The sequence below is a fragment of the Stenotrophomonas sp. 86428_Sma genome, assembly GCF_056481585.1.
The window spans coordinates 2,472,996-2,497,136 of sequence record NZ_CM151156.1 but is presented as its reverse complement, the minus strand read 5'-3'; the positions used below and the strand labels follow the sequence as shown (position 1 = coordinate 2,497,136).

Sequence of the window (24,141 nt, the reverse complement as noted above, 5' to 3'; positions counted from 1 at the left end):
TGGGGTTAAGCCGAGATACGTGCAAAAATGCCCCCCAGAATTTTTTTTTCTTCCGTGAAATCATTTGGTTGCCGGATTTTTGTTGGTACCTGAACTGTCGGCGCGATCGGGCCGCAACTGCGCCAGCAACTGCTCCAAGGTGTCCTGGCGCACACCGGCACGCAACGCTTCGGCCTCGGCTTGTTCACGCCGTTCTCGCTCCTTGGCCAAGTCGGCGTGAGCATTGGCCAGCTTGACCCGTGCGCTCTCCAACGCTTGGGCGTCCTGGGTCCAGCGTGCCAGCAAGGCCTGGTACTCCGCAGCCGTAAGCCGCAGCGCGTCCAGCTCCTTCCGCTGGTCGTCCGCAGCTTGCCGCACCTGCGCCAGTTCCCTCTCTAGGCGGCTGTGGCGTTCCAGCCACTGCCCGTTGTCGCGGTTGAGCTGAACCAGTTCGTGGTTCTTGGCGGTCAGCGCCTCGTTGGCCTGGCGCAGCGCGACCTGCAGTTCCTGCACCTGGTGCTCGTGGCGGCGCTGTTCCTGTTCGCGTTGGTCCTTGACCGAGGTGCGGTAGTGCTCCAACGCCTCGCGAGCATGCTGGTGCTTCTGCTCCAGCGACTGGGCATGCGCCTCGTGCTCCGCCAGCCGCGCGGTCAGTCCCGCGATCCGTTCGCCGAGCTGCGCGACCTCGGTGACCCGTTCGGCCAAGGCCTGCTGGGCTGCGGCGTGGGTCGTCTTTTCTTCGCGTAAGGCAGTTTCAATGCGCTGAAGCTGCGCGCTCAGCGTGGACGCCTCCTGCTGGGTGCGTTCCAGCGCCTCGCTACGCTCCTGCAAGTGCGCTTCGAAGCGCTGCCGGGCCTCGGCGATTACAGCCTCGGCCTCCTCGTGTAGGCGACCGGCAAGCCGACCGACCAGGTCCTGTAGCGCGTCGCTGACCGCGACCTTGGCGCCAAGGCCTTGCCCTTCATCTTCTTCCAGCTCCTTCAGGTAGCGGTGAATGGTTGTCTTGGAGCCGGTGTTGCCCAGCGCCACCCGCACCGCGTCCACCGACGGGTGTTTGCCCTGTGCCCGCAGCGCATCGCGGGCCTTCTGGATGTCGCTCTTGTACAAGCCGCCGCGTGCCATCGCACTCTCCGACTATTTCGTAATGTATTACATACCACGTAATTACATACCAATCAAGTTACACTACTCGCCGAGTACGGGTCGTATCTAAAGGCGGGATAATGTGGAATTATCCCGCGTAACCAGCGTTTCGGCCATTTCAAGTCGTCAAAACAGTACGAAACCGCCCAAGGCTGGCGATCCCTGGGTAGTATGGCCCAGAGCGGAAAGGAGGCCAGCCGGGGTGCAAGCAGGCGCCGCCACCGAACTCGTTGGCCATCAAAGGACTGTGCATGCCGATCGAACGTATCGTCATCGACAATTTCAAGTCGTTTCGCCATCTGGACCTGCCCCTCAACGCCCACATGAACCTGGTGGTGGGCGACAACGAGGTCGGTAAGTCCACCCTGCTGGAGGCCATCCACGTGGTGGTCACCGGGCAACTGCATGGGCGCAATCTCGCCTACGAGCTCACGCCCTACCTGTTCCACCAGCCCGCGGTGCAGGAATATCTGGCGACCCTTGCTGCAGGCACGCCGGCTTCGCCGCCACGGATCTCCATCGAAGCCTATCTGGGCGCAGATGTCGCGCTGGCGTCGTTGCGCGGCACCAACAACTCCCTGCGCTTGGATACCGCCGGCATCCGGCTGCTGGTCGAGCTCAACGACGACTACCGCGAGGAGTTCAACGCCTACCTGCAGCAGCACCAGGGTGCGGTCAGCCTGCCGGTGGAGTACTACACGGTGCGCTGGTATTCCTTCGCCAACAATGGCGTCACCGCTCGCAGCATTCCGTTCGATTCGACCATCATCGACACTCACGGCATCAAGACCTTGTCCGGTGCCGATCGCTATATCGCCGGCATCATCGATCAGGCACTGACGCCTGCGCAGCGCGTCTCGCTGTCGTTGAGCTTCCGCCGCATGCGGCAGAGTTTTTCCGAAGAGGCGGACGTGGCGGCCATCAATGCGTACCTGACCGAGCACACCGGGGACATCAGCCACCGGGCGCTGACGGTGGGTGTGGACACATCGCCGCGCTCAACATGGGAAACCAGCTTGTCACCTTACCTGGATGAGCTCCCGTTCACCCAGGCCGGCAAGGGTGAGCAAAGCGCGGTGAAGATGAAGCTGGCGATGCACGCGGCCGGCGCTGCCCACGTGCTGCTGATCGAGGAGCCGGAGAACCATCTGTCCTATTCCAGCATGACCCAGCTGATCGACAAGATTGCGGCCCTCTCCACCGCCCAGCAGGTGATCATCGCCACCCACAGCAGCTTCGTGTTGAATAAGCTGGGCGTGGACAACGTGATCCTGTTCAGCGCGCAGGGCCAGATGAAGCTGGACCAGCTGCCGAGCGATACCCATGACTATTTCATGAAGCTGCCGGGCCACGACACGCTGCGATTGATCCTGGCCAAGCAGGCGATCCTGGTGGAAGGCCCTTCCGACGAGCTGATCGTGCAGCGCGCCTACAGCGACCACCATGGCGTGGCGCCGATGGCTCGCGGCGTAGACATCATTTCGGTCAAGTCGCTGGCATTCAAGCGCTTCTTGCAGATTGCAGATCGGCTGAAAATCCAGGCCAAGGTGATCACCGACAATGATGGCGATATCGCCGTTGTGCAGGAGCGCTATGCCGAACACATCAACGCGATCTATTACGATTCCGACGAAAGCGCCCCATCGCTGGAAGAGCAGCTGATCAAAGCCAACTCGCTGGCCGAACTCAATACCGTGCTGGGCAAGACGTTTGCCGATGAGGTGGCGCTGCTCAAGTACATGAAGGGCCATAAGACCGATACGGCCCTGGCGATCTTCAACAGCCCGCACTCGATCAGGTTCCCGGACTATGTCCAGCGCGCCATCACCTAACCGGGTCCTGCTTTCGGCGGCCGGCTCGGGCAAGACCACCTTGCTGGTCCGGCAGGCCCTGGAGCGGCCTGGGCGTCGCATCGCGATTGTCACCTACACGCTGGAGAATCTAGAAGAGATCCGGCGCTCGTTTGAGGTCCACGCCGGTGCGGTCCCCGTGCATGTCACTTTGCACAGCTGGTATGGCTTCCTGCTGTGCCAGTGCATCCGCCCGTACCAGGCAGCGCTTTGCCCTGAGCCTCGCATCGAGACCATCCTGTTCGTAGAAGGTGTCACCAATAACAGGGCCCCACGCACCCAGGTGGCGCGCCACTACTTGGCAGGCAACCGGATGTATTCGGACCGGGCGGCCGATTTCGCTGTGCGCTGCGATGAGCTCACCCAAGGTCAGGTCATGGCACGCCTGGCGGCCATGTACGACGAGCTCTACATCGACGAAGTTCAGGACCTCGCCGGCTTTGATCTGGATCTGGTCGAGCGGCTGTTGAAGAGCGGCATTGCCATCACGTTGGTGGGTGATACGCGGCAGGCGACGTATGCCACCAACTATGCTCAAAGGCACAGCCAGTATCGTGGACCCAATCTGGCAGCGCTGTTTCAGATTTGGGAGGCGGACGGCTTATGCCAGCTGGATCACCGCCTCATCAGCCTTCGCTGCGTCCAGGCCCTGTGCGATATGGCGGACACGCTCTATCCGCAGATGCCGCGAACCCAATCAGGCAATGGCGAGGTCACCGGGCACGATGGCATCTACCTCGTCGCTCCAGCGGATGTTGAAGCGTACATGCAGGAGTTTGCGCCCACCGTGCTCCGGCATGACCGGCGGCAAGCGTGCGACGGACTACCGGCCGTGAACTTTGGGCAGTGCAAGGGCCGCACCTACAGCCGGGTCCTCATCTTTCCGAACGGCCCGCTGACACAGTACCTGCGCACGGCAGATGCAGCGCGTATCACCGCCCCACCAAAGTACTACGTGGCCTTCACCCGGGCGCGGCAAAGCGTGGCCTTTGTGTATGCCGGCGCGTGCGCGTTGCCGGGTTATCAGCTCTATGCGCCCGCCAACGCAGACGCATAGAGCCACGGGCGATCACATTTTCTTCAAGGGCGCCGCGGTGGGCTGTGGTGGCACCGGACCCGGGTCGTTGAAGCACAGCATGACCTGATCGATGTCAAATTGATCGGCCAGCACGCGGGCGATCACCGCATGCACCAGGTCCAGGTCGACCGAGGGCGCAGCGACGGTGATGGTGGCCGCGATCGCACGACCGCGCTCTTTGGCGGGGACTAGGCGCAGGTCATCCACCGCTTTCACGCCGGGGTCGGTAAACATCGCCGTACGCACTTGTTCCAGCTCGGCTTCATTCATGTTGGCGGTGACTCCAGGGAATGTGATTGTCAGGCGGGATAGGTCTGAATCTTGCAATCAAAAAACACCGGCCTTGCCAGCAAGGTTGGTAGGCGGGGGACAGGCTCCGGCCGATGACGACTGTCGCCAGCGACCGCTGCAACCCTGAGCGCGCATCTTTGAGGCTCCGGTGGGCTTCGGGCGCATTGAAACCAGAAGTCGCCACCACGGACCTACCTCGGGGTATTGCTTCCGGCCGGTAGAAGACCTCCACAAACGTGATCTCGATGCGCCACCTCTCACAGAGCGAGACTGACGACGGGTGGTCCCATCCGCCCTTGCGTCATATTTGTCGCGCTCGCAGTTGTCAAGAATTAGCCTCCATGATTTGGATTGGTTGATCGGATCCTATTTCCTGCGAGGCTTGGACCGAAGCCCCGGTGGTCTGCGTTGCTTAATAGGTTGCTTCAATCTCCACCGGCTCCATTCACTAGTAGATCCTTCAGCTATGAAGGTGACCAGAACCCACTTCAGTAAGGGAGAGAACCCCACCTCAGCATCACGAAGCAGGTTGGCCCAATACCTTCCGACTAGGAAGGAGAATAGACTCATGGCAGTGACAGACGATGCGAACCACGGCCAACTGATGTCACTGACGTTCGCTTGGATGCCTTTCTTGTACATGTAAACTGCAAACACCAGAGCAGCGCACTGCATCGAGATCACAACCGCGGTCGGCGTCGCCCGGGCTCTGTGGAGGGCGGCGGCGAAGAGAGTCTCCGCAAACGAGAAGCCGATCAGCAATAGAGCTGCACTCAGCATCGCTGGACCGAACTCCGCAATTCCGGCGAGTGACAGCACGATTGGAAGGAATGCAAAGGGGAGTGGCTCCAAGCAGAGGGTTGGATAGAATTTCACGAACAGTGGCCATCTCTTTACCGCGACCAGAATGATGTCTTGCATCATCGCAACTACCAATGCAGCAGCCGCACTCGTTAGCGCAATCGACACCGGTATCCAAAACATCATCTCTTCTGATGCCGGCGCGAAGGGCACCATGGCCGCTGCGCCCCAAATCGCTGCGGCCAAGAACGCGCCAATTGGGAGTGCGGCTGGCTTCCACATGGTCATACTCTGATCAGAATACGTGGCCAAATAGTCAGGCGCTCAAGGTCTGCACTGACGGCTCTGCAGCCATGTCTACGCCTCACCGTCATAGGGCCTCCCTTCCCCGGGGGGGGGGGCATAGGCCTTGATGGCGGTATCAGTCGATACCCAACCCGCGGCAGCGTCTGGATCATCTTTTCCTCAAACGGACCATCAATGCTTCGCCGCAGGCTGGACATCTGTGATCGCAGAAGATCCCCGTCGGGCAGGTCGTCACCCCAGAGAGTGTGCTCAAGCTGCCGCCTGGTCACAGCGGCAGGACTTGCCCGCATCAGCGCTTCAAGGAGCTTCCTGCAAGCTGGGTACAGATGCAGTCGTTTTCCAGCCCGTGTGGCCTCCAACGTTCTCAGGTCCAACGTGAGCTCTCCGATCAGCAGCCGCCTCCTTGTTACGCGTCCCTCCGTACGGGAAACCAACGCCTCTAGGCGAACTTCGAGCTCCGGGAGCTCAAAAGGCTTGGTCACATAGTCATCTGCACCGGAGCGGAAAGCGATGATTTTGTCCGAGAGCGCAACCTTTGCAGCCAACATCACAACAGGAACTGAAACACCGTGATTCAACCGCAGCCTTCTCAGAACCTCCGGGCCTTCCATGCGAGGAAGCATCCAATCAAGAATGACTGCGTCGTAACCATTGGACGCCGCAAAGTGAAGGCCGGCGATGCCGTCCCCGATGGTATCAAGCTGATGCCCTCGGGCCTCGAAGTAGGCCAGAATCTTCAAAGCGACTTCTCGATCGCGCTCAATCACTAGAATTCGCATGTCACGACTGACGGAAGCCAAGGAGCCTCAGCGCATTGAATACAACCAACAAGGTTGAACCTTCATGCACTGCCACAGCCGGTCCAATGCCAAGACCTAGGATGGTCGCAGGAACCAACAACGCTACGACGCCCAGGCTCACATACACGTTCTGACGGATCACCCGTTTCGTGCGTCGACTAAGCGCTACAGAGAATGCAACCTGTCTCAAATCCTCAGACATAAGCGCGACGTCGGCAGTCTCCAGCGCTACGTCCGAAGAGGCGGCACCCATTGCAATTCCGACGCTGGCACTAGCCATTGCGGGTGCGTCATTCACACCGTCGCCGACCATTGCCACTCGCTCCGTCTCCTTCAACTGACGTATTGCCTTCACCTTGTCGTCAGGCATGAGATTTCCCCATGCCTCGTTTAGACCCACGTCCGTTGCCACGGCTTGAGCTACAGTCTGGTGGTCGCCAGAGATCATGATCATTCGTTGGATGCCCAAGCGCCTTAGCTTGTCCAGGGCTTCACGCGCCTCTGGCCGGGGCGTATCCATAAGGCCGATGACACCTAGGTCGCGATCACCTAGGCGAACGGCCATCGTGGTTCTGCCGGCGTTACGGAGCTCCTCAATGGCAGACTCCGCACCCGCGGATAGAGCGCCAATGCCGTCGTTACCGAACATTTCTGCCTTTCCTATCCACACGTCAATGCCGTTCACCTTCGCCTGAACGCCTCTTCCAGCGAAGTTAGCGAGGTCTGTCGCTACCATGACCGGTCCATCGCCCAGGCGAGTATTACCATCTCGAACGATAGCTGCGGCCAAAGGGTGGTCACTTAAAGCCTCGACGGCGACGGCAACGTGAAGCAGTTCCTGCTCTGTCGTTCCCTGCATCACTTTGATGTCGGTAATTCGCGGCTTGCCTTCAGTGAGCGTTCCAGTCTTGTCGAACGCGATGGCGCGGATCATTCCTAGCTCTTCGAGTGGCGCCCCACCTTTGATGAGCACACCACCACGTGCCGCTCTTGCGATGCCCGCCAGAACAGCACTTGGCGTGGCTATGGCCAGTGCACAGGGGCTCGCTGCCACCAAAACTGCCATAGCACGATAGAAGCTGTCACGGAATGGCTCATCAACCACAACCCAGGAGAAAAGGAGGAGCACAGCCAGAATCAACACCGCGGGAACGAATACTCTCTCGAACTTGTCCGTGAAGCGCTGCGTGGGCGACTTCCTAGTCTCAGCCTCACTTACCATCTTGACGACGCGGGCCAGTGCCGATTCGCCTGATCGACGCGTGACTTCAACCTCCAGGGCGCCGGAGCCATTGATAGTGCCGGCGAAAACACGTGACTCCATTACCACCGAATCAGGTCGATCCCGTGCTAGAGCAGCGTCATTGACTGCCAGCTTATCAACCGGGATGCTTTCCCCGGTGACAGGGGCTTGGTCAACGCTGCTAGCCCCTTTGATAACGAATCCGTCCGCCGGCATCCGGTCATTGGGACGTACGACCACCACATCTCCAGGTATCAACGATTCAACCTGGACTTCCACGACCTGCCCATTCCTCAGCACCCTGGCAGTTTCTGGGGCAAGCTTGGCGAGAGCTTCTATCGCACGTTTAGCCCGGCCCATCGCGTAGTGTTCAAGGGCGTGACCGAGACTGAAGAGGAACAGAAGCAAGGCGCCTTCGGCCCATGCGCCGAGCGCGGCTGCGCCTGCCGCTGCAACCAGCATCAGCGTATCGATCTCAAAGCGCTTCAGCTTGATGTTCCCGATCGCCTCGCCAAGCGTGAACCAGCCGCCAAAGACGTAGGCTGCTACGTAAAACGCTGTGGGGATCCAGGGCGTTTGGGTCAACCCAAGCTTTTCAATCGCAAATCCCACGATCAGGAGCAGGCCGCAAGCAAGTGAGAAGATCAGCTCACTATTGCCACCTAGCGTGCCCCCGTGGGAATGACCGGGGTCCTGTCGGTCCTTGTGATCGTGTCCTTCGTGCTGATCCTTCAAATCTCCCCTCGGACTCGGTGGCTCTTGCGCTACACCCAGCGCCTCAAGCTTCGCTCTCAGCTCCGCCTCGCCTGTCTTGGCTCTCTCGTACTCGATGCTTATGCCACCAGCTGGGCTGGTGGTGGCTTCAATGACGCCTGGTACGGCCTGCACTTGCGCCGCAATTGTCCTTGCCTTTCGTGCGTGAACGGCCGAACCAAGCTCCAAGAAAAGGTGGCCATACCGATCACCCAACTCAATGCCCACGGATGCCGCCACCTCTCGCACTCGCTGAAGCGAGACGATCTCGGGGTCGTAATGAATGCAGAGCGTTCCGAGAGCTTCGTCGCTACCCTCGCGAATGTGCACGCGCGATACTCCCTCCATGTCCTGAAGACCAGCGACCAGCCTCTGGACGCAGCTGTCGTCCCGAGAGACACCTGGGAGTATTACTGGCAGTTCGAGTTCTGTGGTCAGGTTCATTTGTTCCCTCCAACGTCATAAAAATGGAACGGGAAGTCCGGCAGGCAGATGCTCTGCCGGGCCCAAACACTCCATCATTCAGTGGACAGTTTCCGGTTGCCCTTTCGGGCCTGCCTTGGCCAAGCGCCCCGCAAATGTCGGCAGCACAAGAAGTGTCAGTACTGTTGCGGTCAACAGGCCGCCAATGACCACCGTGGCGAGAGGCTTCTGCACCTCAGCACCAGATCCACTCGCAATAGCCATTGGAATGAAGCCAACGATCGCCACCAGCGCGGTGGTCACCACCGCGCGAATTCGGCTGCCGGCACCGTTCATTGCAGCGATCAATGGACTGTCACCTGCATCAAGCCTCTCTCTGATGGCTTGCATGAGCACCAATCCATTCAGGGTCGCAACACCCGATACCGCGATGAATCCGACGGCGGCAGATACCGAGAACGGCATACCACGCACCAGCAACGCGAGAATTCCGCCAACCAGGGCCAGTGGGACGCAGGTGAACACCAGGCCCGCCTCCTTTGCGCTGCCCAATGCCATGAACAGCAGGCTGCCGATCAATAGGAAGACAATCGGAACAACTGTCATGAGTCGCTTTTCAGCCCGCTGCAAGTTCTCGAACTGACCTCCCCACGTCATGTGGGCGCCCGGCGGAAGCTGTACGTCCTTCACCGCCGCCTGGGCCTCTCCAACAAACCCGCCCAAGTCACGACCGCGAACATTTGCCTGCACCACCACACGACGGCTTCCATTGTTTCGACTGATCTGGTTCGGCCCCTCGCTGATCTCAATGCGTGCGACAGAGGAGAGCGGCACGATGCCCCCAGTTGGAGTTGCAATCGGCAGTGACGCGAGCTGATCGGGGTCATTGCGTGCATCGTCGCCGAGGCGCACAACAACATCGAACCGGCGGTCGCCCTCGAAGATCTTGCCTGCCGCAGCGCCGCCAATACCGGTTGAAAGCGCGTCGCTCACGTCCGCTGCCGTGAGGCCATACTGCGCAGCTGCAAGATGATCGATTGCCACATTGAGCGTGGGCAGGCCGGAAATCTGTTCAACACGGACATCCGCTGAGCCCTGGACATTCCTCAGCTTCAGCGCGACCTGATCGGCAACAGCTTGCAGTTGCTCGAAGTTGTCGCCGTAGATCATGACGGCCAGGTCCGTACGCACGCCTGAGATCAGCTCATTGAAGCGCAGCTCGATGGGCTGGCTGAATTCAAAGCTGTTGCCTATCTGCGAGGCGGCGATCTTCTCAAACCTTGCAATCAGATCCTCCTTGCTCAGGGAAGAGTCTGGCCACTCCTTTCTCGGTTTAAGTACGATCACACTGTCGGAGATGTTGGTCGGCATGGGGTCGATAGCTGCTTCTGCAGTACCGGTCCGCGAGAAGACCGTCACAACCTCTGGTTCAGCAGCAATGGCCTTCTCCAGCGCCAATTGCATAGCCAACGATTGCTCAAGCGACGTAGATGGCACACGCAACGCTTGCATAGCGAGATTTCCCTCATCAAGCGTTGGCATGAACTCTCGACCCAGCATCGTAAAGCCGACCACGCCCATTGCGAGCATCACGAGGGCGCCAGCGAACACTGCCTTGGGCCTACGAATCGCCGCTTGGATCACCGGTTCGATGCGGCCGCGCAGGACGCGGATGATGGCTGTCTCATGTTCTTCGTCCTGGTCGCCCTCGTGTCCTTCCTTCTTCGCGTGGAGCTTGGGCTCCCTGACCAGCAGGGCAGCCATCGCCGGTACGAAGGTAAAGGAGAAGATGAATGCGCCAACGAGGGCGAGCATGAAGGTGGCGGCCATCGGGTGGAACGTCTTGCCTTCCACACCTTCCAAGGTAAGGATCGGTGCGAACACCAACAGGATGATCACCTGACCGAAGGCTGCAGGACGCGCCATCTTCCTCGCCGAGTCGGCGGCTACACGCAGTCGCTCCATGGCATTGAGGGGTCGGCCAAGTTCGGCACGCCGCTTGCCAAGCATCAGCAGGGTGGACTCGATCACAATTACCGCGCCATCTACAAGGATTCCGAAGTCCAGCGCACCCAAGCTCATCAGGTTGCCGCTGATACCGAACTTGTTCATGCCGATAACAGCGAACAGGAACGACAGCGGAATGACCAATGCGGTGATGGCTGCCGCACGCAGGTTGCCCAGGAGCAGGAACAGCACAACTACGACCAGCAGGGCACCTTCGGTCAGGTTCTTGGCGACAGTCTTGACAGTGGAGTTAACCAGCACACTACGGTCCAGCACTGGCTCTGCGAAGATATCGGCGGGCAGAGATTCATTGACCTGTGCCAGGCGCTCAGCTGCAGCTTGAGCGACGGTGCGGCTGTTGCCGCCGGCGATCATGAGCGCCGTGCCCAGTACCGCCTCATGACCATTTCGGCTAGCTGCACCAAGCCGTGGGGCGCGCCCCATACCGACCTCGGCAACATCGGCCACCCGGATGACCACACCGTCCTTGGTGGCAACGGGCGACTGAGCCAAGTCGTCGGTCGTAAGGGCAAGGCCGTCGGCCCGAACGACCAGGCCTTCGCCCGCACGCTGGACGAATCCGGCGCCAGCCTGGACGTTGGAGCGTTCCAGTGCTTGGACCAGATCGGCCAGACCCAAGTTGTATGCCGCCAGTCGAGCGCTGTCGGGGTAGATGCCGTATTCCTTGACGTACCCACCCACCGTATCAACACCGGCCAGGCCGGGGCTGGAGCGCATCTGTGGTGCGATGATCCAGTCCTGGACAGTACGCAGGTACGTTGCGCGCTCCTGGGCGGTTCCAAGACGATCGCCCTCTGGTGTCAGGTAGACCTCACCCTCTTGCCAGCCAGCCTGGCCGGGCTTGGCCAGCTTCTTGGGGTCGAATGGCTTGAAGTCCACCGTCCACATGAGAACCTCGCCCAGCCCGGTTGTAACCGGGGAGAGCATGGGGGACACGCCCTCGGGCAGATCTCCGGCAGCCTCCCGCATCCGCTCTGCCACCTGCTGGCGGGCGAAATAGATGTCGGTCTGATCAGTGAAGATCGCGGTGACCTGAGAGAAGCCATTGCGTGATAGGGAGCGAGTGGTGTTCAGACCTGGGATGCCGGCCAAGGCCGTCTCCAGAGGATAGGTGACCTGGCGTTCAATCTGCTCCGGAGTAAGGGCAGGTGCGATGGTATTGATCTGAACCTGGCGGTTGGTGATATCTGGTACAGCATCGACTGGCAGCTTGCTCAGTTGGAACAAGCCAAAGCAGGCAATCGAAGCAGCCAGAAACACCACGAGCCAACGGAACTTGACCGCTGCTTCAATGATGATCTTGAACATGGTGTATGAGTTCCCTTAGTGGCCGTGCTCGGCTTCGCCCTTGGCCAGTTCGGCCTTGAGCAGGAAGGCATTGGCGCCTACGAGGCGCTCACTACCTGTCAGACCGTTAAGGATTTCGATTCGATTACCTGCACGACGGCCAGCGAGTACCGGCGTTGCCTTAAAGCCTCCCTCGACAGCAACGAACACAACACTTCTGCCATCAACGCTTTGGACCGCATCCGCCGGGACGCTCATGCCTTCAGCTGCGCCATCGGCGATGATGACGGCCGAAACGGGGGAGCCGGCCGGTGGCAACTTCTCCGAAATTGGTTTGGCGCGAATGGTCGCGGTGCCTCCCTGCTGCATCACATTCGCAGCGGCGGCAATCACCTCAGCTTCGAAGCTTCCGCCCGGGCCAGTCACTTCCAGCTTCATTCCGGGCACCGCGAGAGTGGCCAGTGCTGGCGGTGCAGTGAATACGAGTTCATTCATGTCCGGATTGGAAACCTCCGCAACAAGCGTTCCAGCTGAGACGACACCACCGGGCGTCACTTGGACGTTGCCAACCACGCCAGCGACAGGACTGGAGATTGTCACCCGGCCGGAACTGTCCGGAGATCCACTGGCCGCTACCTGTGCACGTGCAGCACTAGCGGCGGCATCAGCGGCCAAAGAGCGCGCGCGCGAGGCCTCCAGCTCCTGGCGAGCCACTACGCCCTGCTCGACAAGAGACTTGTCGCGGCCGTAGGCCAGGCGGATGGCTTCGGCCTCCGCCGCAGCGGCAGTGGCGGCGGCTTTGAAGGTCGCAGCTTCTCCACTGACAATGATCACCAGGGGCTGGTTGCTCTTGACGGCTGTACCCGGCGCAACAAGCACGCGCTCAACGCGGCCGGTGACCGTTGAGGCGATGGCAGCACGCCCCCCGATGGCCGGCTCGACGCGACCTGCAAGGCGGGTCGATGCGCCACCGCCGCGGCCGACAGCCACCACGCCGATGCCAGATGCCTTGATCTGGTCAGGCGTCAGCTTGACTACACCTTCCTCGGACTCCTCTTCGCCATGTTCGCCATCACCATCACCTTCACTGTGCGCCTCGGCGGAGCCCGGCTTTGCGTCAGCTGCGTGATCGTCGTGACCATCATCCTTTCCAGCCGGCTTTTCTGCCTCCGTACCGGTGGATTTGGCATCCTCCTGCGCCCCGCCACTGCATGAGGTCAGCGCGCCGGTCATCATCAAGGTAGCCAGCAGCGTCGCTCCGATGAGCGTCTTGTTTCCGTACTTGTTCATTTTGCCTCCACAAACGGTGCGCGCCCTTCAAGGCGGGCGAGGTCGATTTCTGCTGCCACCCGGCTAAGACGGGCATCCACAGCACTGCCACGCGCAGCGATCAGGGTTGATCGCGTGCTGCGCAGCTCCAATTGCGATATACGACCTGCCTCGAATCCGATGCGGGCCAGCCGATAGGCTTCATCTGCGGCCTGTACGCTTTCATCCGCTGCTCGTACGCGGCTGTTGGATGCCTTGAGACTCGCTACCGCTCCCAAACGGGCCGCCTCACTGTCACGCCTCTGAGCCTCCAGAACCGCTTCGGCAGCACGTTGTTCCGCATAGGCCGCCTGGATCGCACCGCGGTTACGATCGAATAGGGGGATCGAAAGGCTGATGCCCACGTTGTAAGCTTGGTCGCCCGCTTGGCGGAAGCGCGTCTGAGCCACGGATGCACTCAGTTGTGGCAACGCACGCTTGCGCTCGACATCGATAAGGCGGCCGGAGGCTTCCGCTTCAGCTTGGGCAATGCGAACGGCAAGCGGGGCGACCTCAATAGCGACTGGGTGAGAGGGCACGCGGTCAAGCAGGCTTTCACCGATGTCGGTCAGGGGGCTGTCCACCAAGGACACGCCGGCCAGGCGAGCAAGCGCCGCATCCCGGTAGGCCTCGGCCTCATCCAGGCTTGCCTTTGCATTGGCGACCTCGCTCCGTGCCTGCACACCGCGCAGGTTGGGCTCACGTCCCTCGCTGACCATCGCAGCTACCGCCTTGGCGTCCTGTTCAATCAAGGCCAATGCCTCGCTGGCCAACTCATATCGGCGCAGCGCAGCCTCTGCTTCGGCGTATGTCGCCGCCAGGCGACCCGCTGCGTCACTGCGCATCAGATCACCCCGCAAGCCTGCAGCCCCAGCCTCCGCACGCGCGGCGCGCACTCGGGCCCCTCGTTGACCCCAAATCTCCAGCGGCTGGGAGAGGGTGACAATGCTGTCAGCGTTTGAGAAACCTTTGTAGGGACCAGTGCCGTAGGCGTTCTCCGCTTCGATGGAGACCGTCGGATTGGGCAGTGCCCGAGCCTGTTGTACCCGCGCCTCGGCTGCCTCAGCCAGCGCGACGCCTTGGACCGTCGCAGGCATCTGGTTCAAGCGAGAAAGCAACGATTCGTAAGATGGTGCAGTTTGAGCAGCTACATGTCCGATTGGCACCAACGCCAACAGAATAGCGACAGTCAACCCGGTCGCTGAAAGCGACCGGCCTGGCAAAATCGACATAAAAACTCCCGTAAATTATCTGAGCGAACGACCCGCAAGTGCGAGGCAGAGCCAGATCAGATACGGGGGGGGGCGCATGGGACCGTCGAGTCGTAGCGCGTAGACGTCCACGTGCTCGGTACTGTGCAGCGAGATCCGGCCATCGGCGAACAGATCGTCGTGACCGGCAGCTGGGAGGCTTGCCGTTGAATGGTGGCAATGCCCATGGCCACAGGCATCGGCACTGGACGAATCCTTGCTCTTGCTCGACTCGGAGTCTGAATCACTTTGCAAGGCGTGCACATCGCCCACGCTGACCGTCGCTTCTTGCGCGCACGCCAATGCCTCGGCCACAGGCACGACCACGAACGCCGCCAAAAGCAGCAGCATCAGGTATATACGAATAGCAGGCAGAGAGCGACGCATTGGGAAAGGTTAGCAACCTCTTTTGGACGGATACAATTACATAAAAACACTACGGTGGCTGTGCTTGAACGCACCCTAGCCCCGTTCAGGTCGGGACCCAGGGAATCAACCCACAAGGATAACGGCCCATGTGAGGGCGACATTGCAAAGAGCCACGAACACAGCGGCCGAACCCATATCTTTAGCGCGACCCGCCAGCTCATGGATCTCTGGGCCATACCGTTCGATAACCGCTTCGATGGCGGAGTTCAGCAGCTCCAAGGCCAGAACAGCCAGCACGCTCCCCATTAGAAGTGCTCGCTCAACCGCTGAGTGGCCCAGCAGAATCGCTGCCGGTAGTGCCACCACGGCCGCGACAACCTCGAGTCGAAACGAGGATTCATGCAGCCAAGCTGATCGTAGTCCTTGGAGGGACCAGCGGAGCGCCTTGAAAACGCGGGCAATGCTCCGCGGACGATGACCGTACATATCTGCCACTGTGTTGCTTCCTTAATTTAGGACCCCAAGAGCCGCTGCTGGGCGCTTCCAGCAGCGTGCTCGTTGTCGCCCGTTATGAAGTGGACCCGGCGTTGATGGAACAACCGGAGAAAAGATTCAGGCTTTCGTCCAACGACTTCGTCCGGACGTTCATGAGGCCGAGTACAGAATGGAAGAGGTTGTCGTGGCTGGCCGGGCGGTTTGATCGGTCCCGGACACATTGAAGGTCCAGGTTGTTGCTGCTCTTCATGCCCTCGGACATCCACATGACCATGGGCACTTTGATCTGAGTGTCGGGAGCAATGGCATAGGGGAGACCGTGGAGATAGACGTTCGCCTCTCCCAGTGACTCACCGTGGTCGGAAACGTAGATCAATCCAGTGTCATGGCTCTGATCCTGCTCAAGCATCCGGATGGTCTTTCCAAGGAAGTCATCTGTCGCAAGGACTGCGTTGTCATACGCATTGACGATCTGCTGGCGCGTGCACTTGCCCAGATCTGCATTGCGGCAGTCAGGCGTGAACTTCCTCAGATCCTCGGGATATCGCTTGTAGTAGCTCGGCCCGTGGTTCCCCAGCTGATGCAGAACGACCACAACATCACCCGGATTGTCATCGATAGCGTCATGCAATCCCCGCAACATGATCTCATCGCGACACGCTTGGTCATCGCACAACCCATCCTTGGTAGGCACGCGGAAGGACTCAAACGCCAGGTCCGCGCAAACCCCCTTGCAACCTGTCTGGTTGTCCCGCCATAACGTCTTGATGCCAGCTCGCTCAAGCACATGGAGCAGCGACTCTGAGCCCCTGATCTTGTCTCGATCGTAGTCTCGCCTTCCATACACCGAGAACATACAAGGCACGGAAACTTCAGTATTTGACCCGCAGGCAGTCACGTCCGAGAAGTTGACGACGTCCAACGCTGCCAACTGTGGCGTTGTCTGTCTGCCGTATCCATTCAAACCCCAGTTCTGCGCACGAACCGTCTCACCTACAACGATGACCAAGAAGTGGGGCTTCGCGCCTGGCGGATGAGGCGTCATCATGGCATCGGGGCCAACCACTTGGATCGGACCGCGCTCCGCACGGGTGTCTTCTCGCACAACCTTCGCAATGGAAGCGATGTAGTTTCCAGGGTTTGCAAGGTATCTGACTTGCTTGTGATTGCGTATGAGTGATGAGAGGTCGTCGAATGACGCAATTGCCGCGCCAACGATTACAACAACCGCCATGCCAAGTAGAAGCACTCTTGCAAGTATCGCCCGCGTCACATTGGAAGAACGTTGGAGCCTTACCATGCATACCGCGATAGCTGGCACGACGCCTTTAATTAGTACCGCAAGAAAGAAGCCCCAGGTCAGCAACTCTCCGGCTTCAGCGCCGTCGGTCTTCAGCACATTTCGTACCATGCTGGCGTCGAAGTAGACGCTGTAATTGTCTGAATAGTAGGCAGCAGTAGCGGACACGACGAGAAGCAATGCAAGAACCGGCTTCACCGTCCATCGAACGCATAGCAATCCGAGAATGAGCACATTCAAGGCAGTGAGGATCGCTCCCGTAGAGATAACAAGTAGCGCACGAGCTGCTCCGTCCGCACCACTCTTCGCAATTACTTCTGCGAAGAACGCGCTGTTGAGAAAGAACGTGAAGTACATCGCCACGATGATAATCAACGTGTTGACGCCCAGCTGCGGGCCGCAGATGGGCTTGCCAAGACGGCCCAGTGGATCTGAGCCTAGGCCCCCGCGCGAACTGCCTCGGTTGAATTCTGTTTTCACGTAATGCATTGGTGATTCCTTTTTATTGACCACCGCGCGCGCCCCTAGCGCACACGGCCGCCATTGCGCGTTCCTAGATGGAAAGCCATCCACACATATGCAACGCCTGACACCAGCGAAGGGGCCAGGACCGCGGTCCGCAGGTTTTGGGTCAGTGACAGCAGTGCAGCCGAGATCCACATGAAGAGACGCTTGTCTGGGTGCAGCTCCGCTCCCCGACGCGGGAACAGCGAGCTTCCGGTTGCCACCATTTGGGTGGCAACCAAGGCAAATCTCGGTTCGTCGACAGGCCCAAAATCGCGCACACCAAGAGATGCGCCGATGGCAAGCACGGAGGTTGCCATCAGTAGTGCCGCTCGATCGCGTGCAGTTCGGAGATTGGTAGATGTTGAGAAGGGCATTCAGGTCGCCTTCTTCAAGGCGGCGCAGTACTGGCCGGCGACTGCACGTGCAGCCACGCGTCGGCCGAGCGCACGGAGCGCCCAGCAACAAGATGTGTTCATGGAAAGACCTACACAAAGGTGATCGCAGAAGGACTGACAGGCGCGTTGCGCCTTTTATGCGATCAAAGCCTGGGAGGTCTAATCAGCGTGTCCGGGATGTGGGACGTCATGGGCTGTTCGTAGAACGTGTGCCCGCCTTCATTTCTTGCGGCTTCGGCACTGGTGAAACCGTTGGACGCCACAAAAGTGCTGCTGTGGTGGCAGTGACCGTGACCACAAGCGGCATGCGCCTTATCGGGGTGGCCATCGCCTGGCCCTGCCACTTCCTGGTGTGACTGCTCCTCAGAGAAGCAGACCGAAGCATCAACGACAGGCACGATGATCATCACTGCGAGCAGCAGTGCCAGAGCGTAGCGCTTGGCATGGATGACAATGGAAGGCACGTGTGGCTAGGACTGATACATTTGAGGCCGGAAAGATACCTTGGGTACCGCTCATCAGCAAGCTGACGCTTATTCATCAATCTCGCGGGCTCGAGTGGCCTCTGCGAGTCAGGTGGCCAGGCAAAAGCTGGCGCGGGAAATTGACGGAATCCGGCATCCGAAGAACAGAAAGTTAACGTTTTGCCTGAGCTTCCGCACGGTCACGCAGATTGAGCTGCGACGGATTAGGTCGGGGGCCAGCTGCGCCACGTGACAGTGCCGGGTTCAAGCGCAGCCGCCAGAGTCCGAGCTCAGTCGGCCAAGCCTGGTCATGCAGCCGTCTTGCGCGCGTCGGCACCTGCCCGGCGGGCATCACCTAAAATCTCGAAGGCTTCCTTGATCACATACAGGCCGATCAGGGCGCCGATCACGAAATCCGGGTACGGGCTGGCCAGCCACCACACCAACAGACCGGCCAGGATCACCCCAACATTGGCGACCACATCGGCCCGCGTGAACAGCCACGTCGCTCGCAGATGCACTTCGCCGGACTTTAGCGGTGCCAGCATGCGCAGCACCGCCATATTGACCGCCAGCGACAGCAGGGCGGTGCCAATCATCCAGCCGCTGACCGGCTCGGCGCCGTACATCACCCGGCGGCCCACCTCAACCAACACGCCCACACCCAGCACAAGCAGCACGCTGCCGCTGACCCAAGCGGCATTGGCCTTGAAGCGCGCCGTGCGCCCGATAGCGACCAGGCCAATGGCATAGGCGGTGGCATCGGACAGCATGTCCAGAGCGTCGGCCAGCAGGCCAGTGGAATGGGCAATCCAGCCGGCGATGCCGCCGATCACGGCCATCGCCGCGTTCAACGCTAGGGCGATCCAGAGGACGCGCCGCTCCTGCGCATTCTTGGCCTCGTGGTGGCAGCCGCAATCACTCATCGGAACATCTCCAGTCGCAGGGAAGCCGGGCCCGGGCGGGTCGCTGGCATGACACAGCAGGTGAGTGTAAAGTCCGTAGCTACTACGGAGTCAAGCGTACTACGAATGAAAATCAGTGAGGCTGCCGACGCCAGTGGATGCCACCTGGAGACGATCCGCTATTACGAGCGGATCGGCCTGTTGCCGCGCCCGGGGCGCTCGGGCAATGGCTACCGGGTCTATGGCCCGGCCGACATCGAGCGGCTGCGCTTCATTGCGCGCGGCCGGGACCTAGGCTTCAGCCTGGAGGAGGTCCGCAGCCTGCTGCAGCTGGCCGGCGATGAGGAGCTTTCGTGCGGGGACGTGGACCGGCTGGCACGCAGCCATCTGACCGACGTGCGGGCGCGCATGGCCGACCTGGAGCGCATGGCCACCGAGTTGGAACGGGTGATTGCCAGTTGCCACGGTGGGCAGCGGGCTGAATGCACCATCCTGTCGACCCTGCGGCAGCCGGTCGCTGTGGAGGCCACGCGCCAGTGACCGAACTGGACCGCTACCTCGATGCAGCCACGCGCCAGAACACGGTGCGCAGCTATGCGTCGGCGCTGCGGCACTTCGAGGTTGAATGGCAAGGCCACCTCCCAGCGACACCGGACAGCGTGGCGCGGTACCTGGCCGCGTATGCGCAGACCCTAGCCGCCAGCACGCTTCGCCACCGGCTGGCCGCCATTGCCTCTTGGCACCGCGACCACGGCTTTGTCGACCCGACCCGGTCGCCGCTGGTGCGCAAGGTGCTCAAAGGCATCCAGACCCTGCACCCGGGCCAGGTCAAGCAAGCCGCGCCGCTGCAGATTCGGCGGCTGGTCGAGCTCGATGACTGGTTGGCTGCCGCGATCGCGGCGGCGCATGCCCGGGGCGACGGAGCGGCGGCGCTGCGCCATCAACGCGACCGAGCGTTGGTGCTGCTCGGATTCTGGCGGGGCTTCCGTGGCGATGAACTGCTGCGTCTGGACGTGGCCCATCTCACGCTGGTGCCGGGACAGGGGATGACCTGTTTCCTGCCGCGCAGCAAGGGCGACCGCCAGGCCGCCGGCGTCACCTACAAGGTGCCGGCGTTGTCGCGGTTGTGCCCGGTGGAGGCGACCCAGGTGTGGCTGCAGGCGGCCGACCTGCACGAAGGGCCGGTGTTTCGGGCGGTTAACCAATGGGGCCAGGTGAGCGCCGAGGGCCTGCATCCCAACAGCTTGGTGCGCCTGCTACGCGAGTTGCTGACCAGTGCCGGCTTTGCCGATGCGGGGCTCCACAGCAGCCATTCGTTGCGCCGCGGCTTTGCCAGCTGGGCCAACGACCAAGGCTGGGACATGAAGGCGCTGATGGAGTACGTGGGCTGGCGCGATGTGCAGTCGGCCATGCGCTATCTCGACGGGCGTGACCCCTTTGCCCGTGACCGCATTGAAGCAAGCCTGCCCAGTCCAACCGCGCCGGTACCGGCGATGGCACTGCCGGCGCCCGAGGGCAAACCGGCCTTGCAGCTGCGCCTGCGCATGGTGCTGACCCCGTTTGCCCGCACGGGCCGCGGCGCGGCCAAGGCCCGAGGCCGGATCGAAGAGATCTGCTTGGCCCCGTTCCAGGCTGTGCGCCTGAACACTGCCAGCAGCGAGTACCAGTTGACTGTTCCCACCGATCCCGACCGGGATCTGGATGAAATCCTGGCCACGTTGCTCGATGACATGCACCGCATGGCCGATACGCACCAGTGTTTCCTGGAAGCGTCTCTCAATACAGACGACGGCCGGCACTGGGATTGATCCCCTCATAACCTCCGGATCCAATGGCTACCCTTCACGAGACCGCCTACCCGCGACTGAAGCCTGATCCCACCGCCAAGGAACTGGAGGAGATCTATACCCCCACCGCCGCTGAGATTGCATTCGCCAAGCAGCTGACCACCCAGCCGGGACCGCAGCTGGCGGTACTGATTCATCTCAAGCTCTTCCAGCGCCTGGGTTACTTCACGGTGTTAGCCGAAGTGCCCGAGCGGATCCGGAAGCACATCGCCAAGGCCGCCCGACTCGGGCGCGTATTGGACACCGACCAGCTCGAACGTTACGACGCTTCCGGTAGCCAGCGCCGCCATATGCCGCAGCTTCGGCAGTTCATCGGGGTACATCCCCTGGACAAATCAGGCTTGGCCTGGCTGGACACGGTGGCCACCGGAGCAGCCCAGACCAAGCACACCATCCCGGACATCGTGAACGTCCTGCTCGAAGAGCTGGTGCACCACCGCTACGAACTGCCAGGCTTCCGCACCCTGGAGCTGGCCGCCATCGGCGCACGTGAGCGGGTCAATCTGGGCTACTACCGCAGCATCAGTCACGCGCTGACGCCTGCCACGCGCACGCTCATTGACGAATTGCTGCGCGCACCGGAAGGCTCCAGATTTACTGGCTGGCAATCGCTCAAGCGCGAGCCTGGCCGACCGACCAACAAGGAGGTCCGGTTCTATCTGCAGCACATCCGCATGCTGCAGCAGTTGGCCGAGCAGCTGCCTCCCATCGATGTGCCGGTGCCCAAGCTCAAGCAATTCCGTGCAATGGCTCGCGCCTATGACGCCAGCGAGTTAGCCGAACTGGCTCCGGACAAGCGCTATGCGTTGGCCACCATCTTCATTCGCGCCCAGCATGCCAAGACGCTGGATGACGCAGCCGAGCTGTTCATCAAGCAGGTGCGCGGGCTGGAGAACACGGCCCAGCAAAAGCTGCTGGCCTACCAGCTCGAACATGCCAAGCGGGCCGACTTCCTGATCGGCCAGCTCAAGGAAATCCTGCAGGCCTATCAGCTCGACGGCAGCGATAGTCAGCGCGTGGATGCCATCGATAACAGTCTGGAAGCGGAAGTGTCGACCTTGTTGGCCGAATGCGAAGAACATATGGCATACGCAGGAAAGAACTATCTGCCTTTCATGCTGCAACCCTACGGCGCGGTCAGGCCGCTGCTGTTCAATGGGCTGGAGCTGATGAACTTGCGGGCAACCAGCCACGATGCCGGCATGGAGCCGTTGATTGCAGCGGTGCTGTCGCTGCGCAACCAACGCCGTGAGCTGATCGAGGTCGCATCCCTCGGCCTGGACCCGGAAAAGGACTTCGATTGGATGTCCAAGCTCTGGCGTCAGCACGTGTTTGGCAAGCGGGCCAGCGCGGCAGGCGCCGGCTGGATGCACCGTAAGTACTTCGAGCTGGCCGTGCTGGTGCAGGTCAAGGACGAACTGAAGTCGGGAGATCTCTTCATCCCGAGCAGCGAACGATTTGACGACTACCGCGAGCAGCTGGTCGATGAAGCCACCTTGGCCCAGGAACTGGAAGCCTATGGCCAGGTGTCAGGCTTGCCCACCGACGCTGCGACTTTCGTGGCCGGGTTGCGCGCACAACTGACCGACTTGGCCGACGAAGTTGACGAGCGTTTCCCCGAGAATGTTCATGCGGACATTCTGGAAGGACGCCTGGTACTGCGGAAGGGGCAACGCGCCGAGGTCTCAAGCGCCATTGCCACCGTGGACCGCCTCATCGCCGAACGGCTCCCGGAGTCCAGCATCGTCGATGTCCTGATCGACGCCAGCCAATGGCTGGATCTGCACCGATTCTTCCGTCCGATCGCCGGCACCGAGAGCCAGGTTGAAGATCTCCCTCGACGGGTGATCACCACGCTGTTTTGCTATGGCTGCAACTTGGGTCCGACGCAGACGGCGCGGTCGATCAAGGGCTTCAGCCGTCGCCAGGTCGCTTGGCTCAACCTCAAATACGTGACCGAAGATGTCCTTGAGAAGGCCATCGTGGAGGTCATCAATACCTACAACAAATTTGACCTGCCGGGCTATTGGGGCAGCGGCAAGAGCGCGTCAGCAGATGGCACCAAGTGGAGCGTGTACGAGGACAACCTGCTGTCGGAGTACCACATCCGCTACGGCGGCTACGGCGGCATCGGCTACTACCATGTGTCCGACAAATACGTGGCGCTGTTCAGCCACTTCATTCCCTGTGGCGTGCACGAGGGCATCTACATCCTCGATGGCCTGCTGGCCAACACGTCCGACATCCAGCCCGAGATCGTCCATGGCGACACGCAGGCCCAAAGCTATCCGGTCTTCGGTTTGGCCCACATGCTGGGCATCCAGCTGATGCCCAGGATACGAAACATCAAGGATCTGACATTCTTCCGGCCCGAACCTGGTAGGACCTATAAGAACATCCAGGCACTGTTCGGAGACAGCATCGACTGGCAACTGATCGCGACCCATCTCCACGACATGCTGCGGGTGGTGATCTCAATCCGATTGGGGAAGATCACCGCGTCCTCGATCCTGCGCCGGCTGGGCACCTACAGCCGGAAGAACAAGCTGTACTTCGCCTTCCGGGAAGTTGGCAAGGCCGTCCGAACGCTGTTCTTGCTGCGCTACATCGACGACAACGAGATTCGGAAAACGATCCATGCTGCGACCAACAAGAGCGAGGAGTACAACGGCTTCGTAAAATGGGTGTTCTTTGGCAGCCAGGGGATCATTGCTGAGAACGTCCAACACGAGCAGCGCAAGATCATCAAGTACAGCCAGCTGGTCGCCAACATGATCATCCTCCACAACGTAGAAGGCATGAGCCGGACCTTGGCTGAGATGCGGAAGGAGGGGATTGAACTGACCCCCGAGATCCTGGCCGGCCTGTCGCCGTATCGGACCAGCCACATCAATCGCTTCGGCGACTACCATCTCGACCTTGATAGGGAAGTGGCGCCGCTGAGCTATACAGCGAAAGTCCTTGAACAGGCCCCATAGACGGGGAGATCCGCTATCGGGATAAGGCAATTATCATTTCGTTTCAATTGCTTAGGCAGCTTTTGGCCCTGTACGTAACGATTCCCTGCCGACCCTCAGCCAGAGCCGCAGCCATTGCCATGCGGAGCCGACAAAGCCGACCGCCGACCGATACAACATTTCGCATAATGTATATTATGTTCAGATCATCTTGGGGTGGCTGGCACGTCTCTTGCCGCTGCCCCGGCACCTACTCTGGCATGGAGCCTGATCGTGCGTGATCTGTTGAGCGCTGCGAATTTGGGGCAGCTTGCGCGGCAACTTGTAGCAATTGATGCGCTGAGCTACGTGCAGTCCCAATG

17 protein-coding genes and 2 pseudogenes are annotated in these 24,141 nt (G+C 60.6%); 5 read left to right on the top strand and 14 right to left on the bottom strand.

The genetic code is table 11. The annotated features are described in order from the left end of the window. Window positions 1–60: 60 nt before the first annotated feature. Window positions 61–1,101 carry a DNA-binding protein gene (locus tag ACZK3J_RS11465; protein WP_017354988.1) on the bottom strand — a complete coding sequence of 347 codons (1,041 nt, stop codon included), beginning with the start codon at window positions 1,099–1,101 and terminating at the stop codon, window positions 61–63. A 272-nt stretch (window positions 1,102–1,373) separates the two neighbouring features. Here ACZK3J_RS11465 and ACZK3J_RS11460 point away from each other — a divergent pair, with 272 nt between their 5' ends. Both ACZK3J_RS11460 and ACZK3J_RS11455 read left to right on the top strand, forming a co-directional pair. Further along, window positions 1,374–2,954 (top strand): ATP-dependent nuclease, encoded by a 1,581-nt coding sequence (locus tag ACZK3J_RS11460; protein ID WP_017354989.1) that lies wholly within the window; start codon window positions 1,374–1,376, stop codon window positions 2,952–2,954. Beyond that, complete coding sequence (locus ACZK3J_RS11455; protein ID WP_017354990.1) at window positions 2,932–4,029, top strand: UvrD-helicase domain-containing protein; 1,098 nt, start codon at window positions 2,932–2,934, stop codon at window positions 4,027–4,029. The genes ACZK3J_RS11460 and ACZK3J_RS11455 overlap by 23 nt, the downstream gene beginning before the upstream one ends. 12 nt (window positions 4,030–4,041) lie before the next feature. On the opposite strand, the gene ACZK3J_RS11450 is transcribed toward ACZK3J_RS11455, so the two are convergent. The 13 genes and pseudogenes from ACZK3J_RS11450 to ACZK3J_RS11390 form a co-directional block, all read right to left on the bottom strand. Next, the gene (locus ACZK3J_RS11450; protein ID WP_027080079.1) at window positions 4,042–4,320 is read right to left on the bottom strand and encodes a hypothetical protein; all 279 of its coding nucleotides are present in this window, start codon (window positions 4,318–4,320) and stop codon (window positions 4,042–4,044) included. 387 nt (window positions 4,321–4,707) lie between these two features. After that, window positions 4,708–5,430 carry a hypothetical protein gene (locus ACZK3J_RS11445; RefSeq protein WP_017354992.1) on the bottom strand — a complete coding sequence of 241 codons (723 nt, stop codon included), beginning with the start codon at window positions 5,428–5,430 and terminating at the stop codon, window positions 4,708–4,710. Window positions 5,431–5,564: 134 nt separating this feature from the next. Continuing rightward, window positions 5,565–6,227: pseudogene (locus tag ACZK3J_RS11440) on the bottom strand (response regulator transcription factor); the annotation flags it as partial. A 1-nt stretch (window position 6,228) separates the two neighbouring features. Then, window positions 6,229–8,688, bottom strand: coding sequence for a heavy metal translocating P-type ATPase (locus tag ACZK3J_RS11435; protein WP_017354994.1), 2,460 nt, complete (start codon window positions 8,686–8,688; stop codon window positions 6,229–6,231). Window positions 8,689–8,766: 78 nt separating this feature from the next. Then, a complete protein-coding gene (locus tag ACZK3J_RS11430) occupies window positions 8,767–12,003 on the bottom strand; it encodes an efflux RND transporter permease subunit (protein ID WP_017354995.1) in 3,237 nt (1,078 codons plus the stop codon). A gap of 15 nt (window positions 12,004–12,018) precedes the next feature. Further along, the gene (locus tag ACZK3J_RS11425) at window positions 12,019–13,272 is read right to left on the bottom strand and encodes an efflux RND transporter periplasmic adaptor subunit (RefSeq protein WP_014159610.1); all 1,254 of its coding nucleotides are present in this window, start codon (window positions 13,270–13,272) and stop codon (window positions 12,019–12,021) included. Beyond that, entirely contained in the window at window positions 13,269–14,522 is a 1,254-nt protein-coding gene (locus tag ACZK3J_RS11420) for a TolC family protein (RefSeq protein WP_017354996.1), read from the bottom strand. Before ACZK3J_RS11420 ends, ACZK3J_RS11425 begins: the two co-directional genes overlap by 4 nt. Window positions 14,523–14,537: 15 nt before the next feature. Then, entirely contained in the window at window positions 14,538–14,891 is a 354-nt protein-coding gene (locus ACZK3J_RS11415; protein ID WP_478475816.1) for a hypothetical protein, read from the bottom strand. Between the two features lie 141 nt (window positions 14,892–15,032). Further along, entirely contained in the window at window positions 15,033–15,404 is a 372-nt protein-coding gene (locus ACZK3J_RS11410) for a diacylglycerol kinase (protein ID WP_017354998.1), read from the bottom strand. Between the two features lie 73 nt (window positions 15,405–15,477). Continuing rightward, the gene (locus tag ACZK3J_RS11405; RefSeq protein ID WP_017354999.1) at window positions 15,478–17,193 is read right to left on the bottom strand and encodes a phosphoethanolamine transferase; all 1,716 of its coding nucleotides are present in this window, start codon (window positions 17,191–17,193) and stop codon (window positions 15,478–15,480) included. A gap of 158 nt (window positions 17,194–17,351) precedes the next feature. After that, window positions 17,352–17,585, bottom strand: a pseudogene (locus ACZK3J_RS11400) (dolichyl-phosphate-mannose--protein mannosyltransferase); the annotation flags it as partial. Window positions 17,586–17,749: 164 nt separating this feature from the next. Beyond that, the gene (locus tag ACZK3J_RS11395; RefSeq protein ID WP_062167471.1) at window positions 17,750–18,070 is read right to left on the bottom strand and encodes a hypothetical protein; all 321 of its coding nucleotides are present in this window, start codon (window positions 18,068–18,070) and stop codon (window positions 17,750–17,752) included. A 308-nt stretch (window positions 18,071–18,378) separates the two neighbouring features. Further along, the gene (locus ACZK3J_RS11390; RefSeq protein ID WP_014159605.1) at window positions 18,379–18,996 is read right to left on the bottom strand and encodes a cation efflux transmembrane domain-containing protein; all 618 of its coding nucleotides are present in this window, start codon (window positions 18,994–18,996) and stop codon (window positions 18,379–18,381) included. A gap of 105 nt (window positions 18,997–19,101) precedes the next feature. Here ACZK3J_RS11390 and ACZK3J_RS11385 point away from each other — a divergent pair, with 105 nt between their 5' ends. Genes ACZK3J_RS11385 through ACZK3J_RS11375 form a run of 3 tightly spaced genes read left to right on the top strand, consistent with a single transcriptional unit; the run spans window position 19,102 to window position 23,800 of the window. Next, window positions 19,102–19,515, top strand: coding sequence for a MerR family transcriptional regulator (locus ACZK3J_RS11385; protein WP_014159604.1), 414 nt, complete (start codon window positions 19,102–19,104; stop codon window positions 19,513–19,515). Then, window positions 19,512–20,783 carry a site-specific integrase gene (locus tag ACZK3J_RS11380; RefSeq protein ID WP_017355000.1) on the top strand — a complete coding sequence of 424 codons (1,272 nt, stop codon included), beginning with the start codon at window positions 19,512–19,514 and terminating at the stop codon, window positions 20,781–20,783. Before ACZK3J_RS11385 ends, ACZK3J_RS11380 begins: the two co-directional genes overlap by 4 nt. Before the next feature lie 23 nt (window positions 20,784–20,806). Next, a complete protein-coding gene (locus ACZK3J_RS11375; protein WP_017355001.1) occupies window positions 20,807–23,800 on the top strand; it encodes a Tn3 family transposase in 2,994 nt (997 codons plus the stop codon). Window positions 23,801–24,141: the final 341 nt, after the last annotated feature.